Raw genomic sequence first — 12,725 nt, forward strand, 5'->3', positions numbered from 1 at the left:
GATGCGATCGATGTGCAGAATCAAAAGGCATATTTTTTGGCAATTCTTCCCTAAGACTGATACAAAAATTGTGCATTTACTGTATTGCCTATTCTCTTTACCAAGGGTTGCCAATCAAAGTAAAACCTGACCAATAATAAGGATGCGAAAAGTTAACTTTCCCTGATTGTCTCAGTTCTGGGGGTAAAGTAATTCCGGTTTCTCCTATACCTTCTAATTCGTCTTTATTTACTATTACTTCTCCTTTAATCATCGCTACTTGAGCACGTCTAAGTGCTTCAGCACGAATAGGAGCAGTTTTTAATTGCTCATAAAATTCGGTCATTAATGCTAATGTACCTTGGTCGGAGACGTACCACAAACTTGCTAAAGCTGATTGGACTCCGGCTTGAATTGCTATACCTGCAAAACCTAATTCTACTTGTCGATCGCCTAATGCTGTCCGACAAGCACTTAATACTAATAATTGTACAGGTGGTTCATTCCATTTAACGTTTCTTACTTGATCTAATCCTAATTTTTCATCCCAAAATTGAATGTAAGAATTGCTGGGAGTTCCCGGTCTAAATTCGGCGTGGGTGGCGAGGTGGACAATTTCAAAATTACCAGCATTACGTTGTGTGGTGAGATTATTTACTGTAAAAGCTTCGTTTAAGGAAATATTTCCCGACCACAGTTGACGAGCAATTGTTGATAATTCTACTGGTACTGCTGGTAAAGGAATTTGTTCTTTGAATATTGATGCTCCCATTGCTAATACTGTGGAGTTTTTCAAGTTATAAAAACGAGGATTAGTTAAGCTAAAACTCGGCATTAAGGAAACACTGTAGCGTTCTACAATAAATCCGTTTCCATCATGTAAAGCTGCTAATGGTAAAGATCTTAATCCAGCATCAGGAATAAATATTAAGTTTTTAATTCCCTGTTCTTGTAATTTTCCTTCAATAGGAGCAATCAATAATTTGTACAGTGCTTGTGCGGGTGGTAAGTAACTGGTAGTTTCTAATTTTGTGCCATCGGTTACTTCCATTTGCAATTGTCTAGCTAAGTTAAGTACTTCTGACTTGGTAACATTTTCAACGGGTAAACGTACAGGTTTTCCTTCTGGTGTGATTAGGAATAGTTCGACGCGATCGCTATCTTTTTCTTGACAGTTTTCCGCTTCTAAGCTACTGTTTTGGACTCGATTACCAGAATCAGGAGGACAGGTAACAAGTGTTTCCGATCCCTGTTCGCCTCCTCGTCGAAAAACTACATAGAGAACTGCCGATCTGACACCAGTTTCTTCTTCATTTCGCCGCAGTTGTGTACTAATATCTTCTAAAGATCTAATATTATTAGAAAAGTTGAAACCTAGATAAGCAGCAAATTCTTCGCTAAATGTTTCTTCGGCTACTGCTAATATTGTATCAATCGGAACTGGGGGAACTTGAGTAACCAAAATTCTCGGTATTTCCGAAATATTTTCCTGTTGTTGAATAACTTGTGCAATTTCATTGATAATGGGATTATTGGGATTCTTGGGATCGATGGGAAAATCTTTAGTAATGATTTGAATATTTCCTAAAGTAAAAGAACCTGGGAAAGATTGGGTAGGCGCAATAATATCTTTTCCGGTAGTTAAAGCTCCCGCAGTTCCATTTTTACTAGCATTTCCCACTACGAAAGGTGTCTTTAAAGAGCCTCCACCATGACGAATAATAATAGAACCATTTCCCGTTCCGCCAGCAGTGGAAATACTACTATTTACGCCTTTATTATCAACAAAACTTGCAGTTGAACGAAAGAAACTCTCGGTTGTAATATCAACTTTACCACCAATTCCTTGATTTCCTCCTTGAGCGTTAATAAACCCAACTTGCACATCATTTGGAGGATCGATAAATACTGTTCCACCATTACCAATGGTAGCACTAACATCGATGTTAGCTGTGGTAATGCGATCGCCAGATTTCACAATTACTGTACCGCCTTTTTCTACACCAGTTGCGGTTAAATTTCCAGTAGTTATCGCTTTTGGCGAAATCAAGGTAATAGTTCCCCCAATTCCGGTATTAGAAGCATCTAAATTACCAGTTTCAATAATTCCATTTTTACTATTAGCCGAAATATTTCCGCCTTTTGCAGTTATATTGCTGGTGCGAATATCACCAGTTGTATTTAATTCAACTCCGGCTCCACTGGTGGTAACATTGGCTTTTAAATTAACATTACCAGTTCCCGCATTCTGTTGTAATTGTTGCGCTTTAATTGGCGAATTTGCCGTTAAATCTTTGGCGTTATTAATTAAAATATTGCCAATTTCTTGACCTTTACTACCAACAGCACCATTAAAGGTAACGCTACCATTTACAGCAGACAAAGTTAAATTATTAGCTTCACCAAGTTCGCTATCTACTGTATTACCAAAAGTTATGCTTCCACTTCCAGCACTAAAAACAGCATTTTCTGTCAGAATTACTGGTGCATTAATAGTTAACTCATTAGTAGTGTTGATACCTTGGGAAACAAAAACCTTGCTGTTAGTACTAATATTCAGTTTGCTTAAAGGTAAGTTTTTACCAACAGCTGCATTAAAGCGAATGTTTCCGCCACCTGCGACTAAATTTAGCTGTTTAGTACCATCGACTGAACCATTAAAAGTAATATCACCTACTCCCAAACCTGTGCTAATTTTCACATCATTTCCTAATTGAATGATTCGACCTAAAGTAATATTTTGGTTGTCAGTTTTCAGGTTAGCATTGAGATTTAAGATTGCAGCATCTAAGGTGATTAAAGCATTATCTTTGCCGATAATTGCGCCATTTACGTTAATTGTGCCACTTCCCGATCGAATTGTAATCGGATCGTTAAAAGTTACTTCTTTAACTGATACTAATCCCGTCCCATCTATCCGTCCAATAGTGATAGAATTAAAGCCATTTTCTAAATTAGCTAAAGTGCTGGCAGAAAGATTAAATGCACCAGGAATAGTGTCAGCTATAGCCACTTTTTGATTAGGATCTGCTGGTTCTAAAGTTAAATCACCGCTACCAGTAACTTTGCCACCAAAAATAACTTCTCCGGCTCTTAAAATCAGGGAATTAGTACCAGCAAATAAACCGGAATTAAATGCGATCGTACCCGTACCAGGATTAAATTTAGTATTCCCTGTTAAAGTAATAAAACTATTAAATCTGATATCATCATTAGTAGTAGTAATACTTCCCAGAACTGAAACTTCTCCATTACCTATTTGATTAAATGCACTATCTAAATTAATATCACTTTTCAGGTTTAAAGCACCACTATTGTTAATAGTTAAACCACCATTATTAATAGTTGTAACCGTGCCATTTAAATTAAAAGCACTACCAATTAAGTTAATACCTTGAGAAGTATTAGTATTTAAATCTCCTAAATTGGTAACTCCATTTCCCGATTTTTGGGTAATACTAGCAGCGGTGATTGCATTAGCATTAACATCGGTTGCACTTTCAATAGTTAAATTACCCAATCGCGTATTACTACCAACCGCACCGCCAAAATTAACATTGCCAATTCCGGCATTTAAACTTAAATTTGATCCGCCATCTACAGAATTATTAAAAGTAATATCACCAATTCCTAAACCAGTATTTAAAAAAGTATCTCCAATCAGAGTGACGGCACTTTGGAAACTGATGTTATCGTTAGTAGTAGTTAGATTTCCTGATAAAGAAACTGCACCTTCGCCAATTTGTTTAAATGCGCCATCTAAATTAAAAACTTTTCCATCTATAGTTAAAGGACTAGCATTACTAATAGTAAAACTGCCATTATTTGTAGTTATGACTTTACCATTAAAGACAAAACTATTACCTGTAAGATTGATTCCAGTTTCGCTATCAGTGTTTAAATCTCCGAAAGTGCTTGTACCAGTTCCCGATTTTTGAGTGATGCTTGCGGCGGTGATTGCTTTAGCATTAACATCGGTTGCACTTTCAATAATTAAATTACCAAGTCGCGTATTATTACCAACTTCACCCACCAAATTAACATTACCTGTTCCGGCATTTAAACTTAAATTGACTGCGCCATTTACAGTATTATTAAAAGTAATATCACCAATACCTACGCCAGTATTTAAAGAAGTATCTCCAATCAGAGTGACGACACTTTGAAAACTGATGTCATCGTTAGTAGTAGTTAAATTTCCCGTTAAAGAAATTGCACCTTCGCCAGTTTGTTTAAATGCACCATCTAAATTAAAAATTCCTGCATCTATCGTTAAAGGATTAGCATTACTAATTGTAAAACCGCCATTATTCGTAGTTGTAACTTTACCATTGAAAATAAAACTGTTACCTGTAAGATTAATTCCAGTTTCACTATTAGTATTTAAATTTCCGAAAGTGCTTGTACCAGTTCCCAATTTTTGAGTGATGCTTGCTGCGGTGATTGCCTTAGCATTAACATCGGTTGCACTTTCAAAAATTAAATTACCAAGTCGCGTATTATTACCAACTTCACCCGCCAAATTAACATTGCCAATTCCGGCATTTAAACTTAAATTTCCTGCACCATCGACAGTATTGTTAAAAGTAATATCACCAATACCTGCACCAGTATTTAAAGAAGTATCTCCAATCAGAGTTACTGCACTTTGAAAACTAATATCATCGTTAGTAGTAGTGAGATTCCCTGATAAAGAAACTGCACCTTCGCCAATTTGTTTAAATGCGCCATCTAAATTAAAAATTGCCGCATCCAAAGTTAAAGGACTAGCATTATTAATCGTAAAACCGCCATTGTTCGTAGTTGTGACTTTACCATTGAAGACAAAAGTATTACCTGTGAGGTTTATTCCAGTGGCGCTATTAGTATTTAAATCTCCTAAAATTGTGACACCAGTTCCCGATTTTTGGGTGATGCTTGCGGCGGTGATTGATGTGGCAACAAAGTTATTAGCACTATTAATAGTCAAATCATTTAAAGCAATGGAACTTCCCACTGCATTGTTTAAATTAATATCTCCGGTACCTGTTGCTAAAGTGAGGTTTTGATTACCATCAATTGTGCCATCAACAAAAATATCACCACCAGCAGTTTCACCTGTGTTGAGAGTGACATCTTTGCCTAATAAAACGCTACCTATAAGATTAATATCTTGTTCGGCAGTGGTAATATCTGCGTTTAAATTAGTTGTTCCATTTAGGGTAATGGAAGCATTATCTGTTCCGGTAATTGCACCGTTAACGATAATTTTACCATCGGGGGATTGAATAATTACTGGGTCGCTGAATGCGATCGCATTTGGTATACTAACAACACCACTACCATTTTCAGCACCAATAGTAATCGAAGCAAAACCTTCCGCCAAAATATCAAAATTAACCGTAGAAATGTCTAAATTTTGGCTAGGTGTGAAAGGTTGAAGTAGTAAATTACCTTTACCTTGAATAGAATTTGCTTCTCCAGTAAAACTAATTTTGTCGCTAGTTAAACTAATATTTCCAGTTTCCGCTAAACCATTAGCATTAATTGCGCCAACTATAATACTTTCCGGTGAAATTAAGCTAACATCGCCAGCATTACCATTTGCAGAAGCAGAGTTTAAACTTCCCGCCGAACTATCAATTAACCCAGCACTACTACTCACAAAAATATCGCCACCTGAACCATTATTGCGAGAAGCAGAAATAATATTTGCCGTGACAATATCACCTTTAGCAGTAAAAATAACTGCACCTCCATTACCATTATCCGAGGAGGAATTTACATCACCAGCAGTAGTATTAATTCCGCCTTCAGTGCTGTTAAAATTAATAATTCCGCCGTCTCCCTCACCAGAATTTACTACATAAGAAAGCACTTCCTTAGTCAGGATATCACCTAAAGCATTAAAGCTAATTTCTCCGCCATTTCCGAAAGTAGTTCCAGCGTCAATTCTTCCTTCGCTAGTATCAATTTTTCCGGTTTCACTATTCAGGGAAATACTACCAGCATTACCAATACTTCCTTCACCTACCAAAGAGAAGATTGAACCAGTAATAATGTCACCTTTAGCATTAATTGTTACTGCACCACCATTACCTGTAGTACCAGCGGCAATAATTCCGGTTCTAGTATCAATTAAACCAGCACTAGTATCAACAGAACCACCTGTACTAGTAATACTAACTTTTCCACCATTACCACCATCAGAATTACCTTGCGCCGTCAGATTACTAGTAGTAATATTCCCGGCAGCTTTCAGAGTTATTTCCCCGGCATCACTATCAGAAATAGCTGAAGAATTTAAAGTTCCTGATGTGGTATTAATTGCTCCATTATTGCTAGTAATACTAATTCCTTTAGGTGCGGTAATATCACCCATAGTAATATTGAAATTTGCTAGCAAAGTTACACTAGCATCATCTTTTCCAGTCAGACTAAAACCCGTATTATCGATACTTCCTGCACCTACGGGAGATTGCCAAGTTACAGGATCGTTAAAGGTAACATCACCGATTAAACTAATAGTACCGCTACCATCTTCTCTGCCAATAACTATAGAACTAAAACCATTTTCTAAAGCACTAATATCAGTAGAAGTGAGAGTTAAAGCGGGTGAAATATCCTGTTCATTTTTACCACCGATAGTAATATTACTGCTGGGAGTTGCAGGTTGCAAAATTAATTTATTTGTCCCACTAACGGAAGCTGTTCCTCCCTTAAAATTGATTTCATCGGCGGTTAAAGTTAGTTGATTATCGCCAGCATCTAAGTTTTTATTAACATTAATTGTAGCTGTACCAGCATTTAAGCTTGATTCTCCTAATACCGTCACTGGAGCATTAAAAATAATGTCACTATCAGCAGTAGTAATGCTTCCAGCTAACTCAATATTTCCGGCACTAGTAATATCTAGTTTGCCTAATGGGGTTGTCTCTCCAACAACAGCATTAAAACTAATTGTACCTGTACCAGCTTCTAAGGTTAATTTTTGCGTACCATCAACTGTACCAGTAAAGTTAATATCACCAGAAATATCTGCACCTGTAGTAATATTTACGTCTTTATTTAAGGTAACTTTGCCATTAAAATTGACATCTCCTCCAGCAATATCTCCCTCGGTGGAAATATTTCCCAAAATGATATTAACAGGGGAATCAAGAAGTACTGAACCTCCAGTATTTCCAGTAGTACTAGTATCAATTATTCCCGCACTAGTGTTAATTGTGCCACCACTACTAGTTAAACTAATATCTCCAACTTTGTCGCCACCAAAACTAGTGGTAATTATATCGCCTGTAGTAATATCACCAGCAGCATCTAGGGAAATTGAACCTGTATCACCTTCATTTGAAGTGTCTAATGTGCCACCGCTACTATCAATATTGCCACCTGTACTAGTAATGTTAATTCCGGCATTGGCAATAACATCTTTAGTGGTAATATTGCCACCTGTATTTATGGTAAGTGTGCCGTCATTAAATACCACTATTTCACCATTGGCGGTAATGTTACCTGTGCCGGATTGAATTGTTACTGGAGAATTAAAAGTAACGCCTGCGGGATCGACAGTAATATCGCCACTTCCTTCAGTGCTACCAATAATTAATTCGTCAATATCAGCTAAATTATCTAAATCATTTGGCGAGATATCTAAAACGTTGAGATTATCTGTTTCATCACCAGCAATTCTAATTGCTTCTGTGTTTGGAGAAGGTTCTAAAGTAACTACACCACCTGCAACTGAGGAATTAAAATTAATTTCATTTCCGGTGAGGAGAATTTCTCCTTTACCTGCGTCGCCTGTAGTATCGATCGCACCCATATCAATCTTAGAAAAAGCTTTAAGACTGACATTTCCGCCAACACCACTCCCACCTTTAGCAATAATATTTCCATAACCAGCACCAGCACCAGCAGCTAGAATCGAACCATTAGTGCTAATAACACTAATGTTACCTCCGCCATTAGTACCACTAGAAACTAACTCACTGGGAAAATTTTTATTATTTAAAATTACATCTTTATTGGCTGTAATATTAATATTTCCGCCACCAGTAATTACTTGATTAACTTGTAATTCACCTTGCGCTTCTAAACTTATATCACCCGATTTATCGCCAGCTATTCCTGTGGTGTCGAAGCTACCGCCTGTGAGATTTCCGCCTAATGCTTGAACAGTAATTGCGCCGCCTTGAGTGCGAATTTTATCTCCGGTATCTTGAAATATAACTGCACCATTAGTAGAAGTAATTCGTAAACTACCTGTGTCTAAATTTAAGTCTACTAAATTATTTTGCGTTATACCAAATGTTCCACCTACGATATCCTCAATAGTAATATCTCCAGTAGCTTCTAAAACTACGTTTGCATCATTTGCTAAACTAGCAATTGCTTTCCAAGTAACAGTATTTTGTGGTTGATCTGGATCTCCAAATAATATTTGATTATCAGTAGTAAGGTTACTGTCTTGATCTCCTACTCCACCCCCAATAGTGGTTGCTCCCCCAAGAGTATCTGAAATAATTAAGAAAGAAGGATCTATCAGTAAAGTTCCTATTTTTCCATTAGGCGCAGAAGTATCTACATCACCTTGAAAAACTAAAACATCAGCACTGGAAACTTCTACAAATCCTCCGTCACCGGAATTATTACCACCCTTGGCGCTGACTTTGCCATGAAAAGCGGTTGCTTTATCGCTCCAAATAATCGCTTTTCCGCCATTACCAACAGTGGAACTATCGACGTTAATAATAGTGTCATTACTAATCAAAACACGGGAAGCATTGGGTAATTTTCCTTGTCCTTTATAATCGCCACCAATGCGTACATTGCCACCATCTTTAGTTCCAGAAGCGTTAATATTGCTATTAATTACCCCTACTTTATCTCCTAAAATATTGATGTTACCTCCTGTTTCTCCAGAAGCATCAATTTTGCCGGAAACTATTGCTGTATTTCCTTCACTAGGAATACGAATTCCCGATCCTATGAGTTCAACGCTACCATCTTGGTTAACAATAACTCCCGTGGCGTTGCTGCCATTTCCACCTGTTAACATTTGTGGTAAAGTGGCGATCGGCAAATCAAAAGAGTTAGGTTGAGTTACACTGTTTTCTATTTGTTGAACTTCTAAACTTAATAAAAATCCCGGTTGCGAAAGTCTCACTAAACTAGTACCAGGAACAGCGGTAACGGTAATATTTCCTTGGGGTGCGGTTAAAGTTCCGGTATTAATAATTGTTCCTGCTAATAAGTTTAAATCTTGACCTAATCCTACTGCTAAATCGCCGGAATTAATAATTGCTCCCGGTTGTTGCATGGTAAAGGCAAAGGCATTAGGATCGCCAACTAAGGTAGCATAATTATTGTTACCTGTGGCGTTAAACCAATTATTACCAAAACCAATGCCGTTGGCGGTAGTTGCGGTAAAAGCTGCCGGAACATTTAACCGCGCATTTGCGCCAAAGACAACGCCGGAAGGATTCATTAAAAATAAGTTAGAATTGCCTCCGGTTATTTGAATTAAACCGTTAATATAGGAGATTTCGCCGCCGTTAACTCTTGCCAGGATATTGCGAATATTTGGTTGGGATAAAAAGTTAGCAATCTGTTGATTATTGAGTCCAAATCTGGTAAAACTATGAAATAAATTTGCACCATCGCTCGATCGTTGTCCGCCTGTAATATCAAAGCGATTTCCTTGGGGGTTAACAATAGTATTTGTACCATCCTTGGCGGGAACAATTGGATCGGCAAAAGCTGGATTAATATTAAATAAGCTTAGGTAAGAAAGAAAAAAGGCACAGGCGAGAATTTTCTCTTTTTTCTTGGCTTGAGAAGATAGCTTTTCGGGATTTTCTTTGTTAATTAGATAAAATTTACTTTGAATTTGTCCGTTAATTTCTTGGAGTTGTACGTTTAGAGAATGGGTGCGGTTTAATCCTCGCCTTTCTAACGCCTGGTTAATAATTTTTTCGGAATACCGAATCACCTCTAACTGTTGTTGATGAGTGATACTTTTGCTATGATTGCGATAATAGTAAAGCGGTTTATTGATATGTCTAACTTGCGTAACTTCCGAAAGTTTCAAACATAAATCATAATCTGGCGCATATTTAACTGATTCATCAATCCCCCCGACTTGCTCAAAAACTGAACGGCGAAATAAGCGGAAATGAAAAGTTATAAAATCCAGCAATAAATTTTCTGGAGAATAAGGAATCTGGCAACGTTCTCCATAACCAATAATTTCGCCAGTTTCCGAAATATCTATATAATCTGTATAAACTAAACCTACTTCTGGATATAAATCCAGTAGTTTTGCCGTTTCTTCTAATGCTGTCGGCGCAATTAAATCGTCGCTATCTAACCATCCTAAGTACTCGCCTGTAGTTTGGGAAATTGCTGCTTTTCGGGATAAGGTTTCTCCTTGATGTTTCCCGGCTATTACCTTGACTCGCCGATCGTTTTTAGCGTAATTTTGGGCAATTTCTAAAGAGTTATCCGTAGAACCATCATCCCAAATTAATAACTCGAAGTCATGCTTAGTTTGTGCTAAAACACTTTCAACAGCAGCACTTAAATAATGTTCCCGGTTGTAGGTGATTATGACTAAAGAAATTGTGGCTGACATGGCAGTATTAATTAATCTGTAAGTTTGTAAAAATAAGTTACATTTAGTTTGCTCAAGAGTTCAGAATCTAGAAAGAGGAATTGAGATTATTATGACCTATTTTTTCGTAGGTGGTAGTCAACGTGCGGGAACAACTTTGTTACAAAGTATTTTATGCAGTGACGACACAACTAGTCCTTTGCTTCAAGAAGCAATGTATTTTCGCTCAATGATTTCCACTTACCAGCTTGGTAAAACGATTTTAACAACCAAACTGAAAGATTATTTTAGCAGTTTAGAGGAGTTAAGAAATTTTAACGCTAGTTGGGTGAAAGCATTTCTAGAGCATACTTTACACCGCTTTGCACCAATTAAACATTTAGTTTTAAAAGAACCACACTTGACAATGTTGTTCCCCGAAATTTATGAATTAATTTCGGGGGCAAAATTTTTGATTATTGTCCGAGATCCTCGTGATACCATTGCTTCGATGATTGAAGTTGGGGAAAGATTAGCTAGTCAAGGTTATCAGGATATTTTTACTACCATGTTTACCACTCGCGATCTGAAACAACTTTGTAATCATTACAAATCTTTTTATGCGCCATCGATTCATTACCAGATTCCTGATTTTCAGCAACAAGTTCTGTATATTAAATATGAACTGTTGGTGGAAAATCCTTTGGTTCAGATCGATCGCATAAAATCCTTCACTAATTTAACCTTAAACAAATTTAACCAAAACGCTACATGGCAACGTAGTAAAATAGACTTTTCTGCCACATCGCCAGATTACAATCCCTGGTATACAGAACTTTACGGCAAACCCATTTCTGCAAACCAAATTAATCGCTATCGTCAGGTACTTACAGAAAGCGAAATTTCGATTATAGAACAAGAATGTGCCGACGCATTCCAGATTTTTGGTTATTAAATTTTGTCTTTTTTAACAGCAAAACTCTCTAACGGCAAATGTTCTTGATCCTTATCAAAAGGGTTATTAAAAAACGATCCCGTTTGGGGAGGTAAATCAGGATCAAAAACAATTTCCGCGACGCTTTTAACCACACCAGTCAAGGGAATTGCCAGAATTACACCTAAGAAACCGCCAAATTTTGCTCCTAACAATAAAGCTAAAAACAGAATTACTGGCGAAAATCCTGTTAAACCTCCCATTAACCGGGGAGAAACTAAATTGTCTTTAATTTGTTGAAGTACAACTGAAGTTGCCAGTACTTCCAATGCTAACCACCAATTAATAAATGCTACAATGATGACTACAGTACCGATTCCTAAAGTTGCACCCACAAAAGGAATCACTTCCATTAAGCCAATGAAAACCGCAAATAACAGAAAGAACGGTACTTTTAGAAACCAAAAGGCAATGGTTAACATGATTGCCATAAATAGTCCTAAAAATAGTTGTCCTGAAATGAATTTTTGCAGATTTTTTTGCAGGGATTCTGTCAATACTTGGCGCACGATAGGCGATAAAATGCTGGTAATTCCTCCCCAAACTCTTTCGCCGTCAATTAGCATATAAAAGGAAATTACTAAAATGAATATTAAGTCGATAAACCAGTTAAAAGTTCCCAGTACTAAGCCAAAACCTTTACTGGCAATTACCTCGGCTTGTGCTTGAACTTTAGATAATAATTGAGAAGCTAAAATCCGCACATCAAACGGCAAATTATGCTCGGCACTCCAAATTTGAAAATTGTCTAATTGTTCTCGGGCAGATTGTACCAAAGAAGGTAAATTAGTGACTAATTGTACTCCTTGATTAAACACAGGTGGTACTACTGTAAGACCGATAAAAGTAATGGCGACAATTGCTGTTAAATAGACTAATGCGATCGCTAAAATCCTGGGTAAAAATCTTTGTACAACTTTCACAGGATAGTTGAATAAAAATGCCAGTAGTGCAGCTGAAAGGAAAACGCTGACTAATTCGCCGACATAGCCAATTGTTACTAAAGTTGCCCAACTAGCTGCTAATACTAGCAACCAAGTTATCATAAACTTCTGGATAGGGGAGAAAATTGAATATTCTTTGTTCATGAGGTTGATGATTTAAATGATGAATTTTACCATCAAGTTTATGACAGTTTATTAATATGTGTGCGGAAAAGTTGTCGGAGACTGGCTCAGT

General features: G+C 37.1%; 3 protein-coding genes. 1 reads left to right on the forward strand and 2 read right to left on the reverse strand.

Annotated elements, in window-relative coordinates; all coding sequences use genetic code 11:
- Nucleotides 1-97: 97 nt before the first annotated feature.
- Complete coding sequence (locus ACE1B6_RS23910; protein WP_413259783.1) at nucleotides 98-10,594, reverse strand: CHAT domain-containing protein; 10,497 nt, start codon at nucleotides 10,592-10,594, stop codon at nucleotides 98-100.
- Nucleotides 10,595-10,685: 91 nt separating this feature from the next.
- Between ACE1B6_RS23910 and ACE1B6_RS23915 the strand changes: the two genes are divergently transcribed.
- Entirely contained in the window at nucleotides 10,686-11,507 is an 822-nt protein-coding gene (locus ACE1B6_RS23915) for a sulfotransferase family protein (protein ID WP_413259784.1), read from the forward strand.
- Here ACE1B6_RS23915 and ACE1B6_RS23920 read toward each other — a convergent pair.
- Entirely contained in the window at nucleotides 11,504-12,592 is a 1,089-nt protein-coding gene (locus ACE1B6_RS23920) for an AI-2E family transporter (RefSeq protein ID WP_413259785.1), read from the reverse strand. The two genes, ACE1B6_RS23915 and ACE1B6_RS23920, sit on opposite strands and share 4 nt — an antisense overlap.
- Nucleotides 12,593-12,725 lie beyond the last annotated feature (133 nt).

Origin of the sequence: Floridaenema fluviatile BLCC-F154 (genome assembly GCF_041929135.1) — a bacterium.
In the GTDB taxonomy this organism is placed as follows: Bacteria; Cyanobacteriota; Cyanobacteriia; order Cyanobacteriales; family Aerosakkonemataceae; genus Floridanema; species Floridanema fluviatile.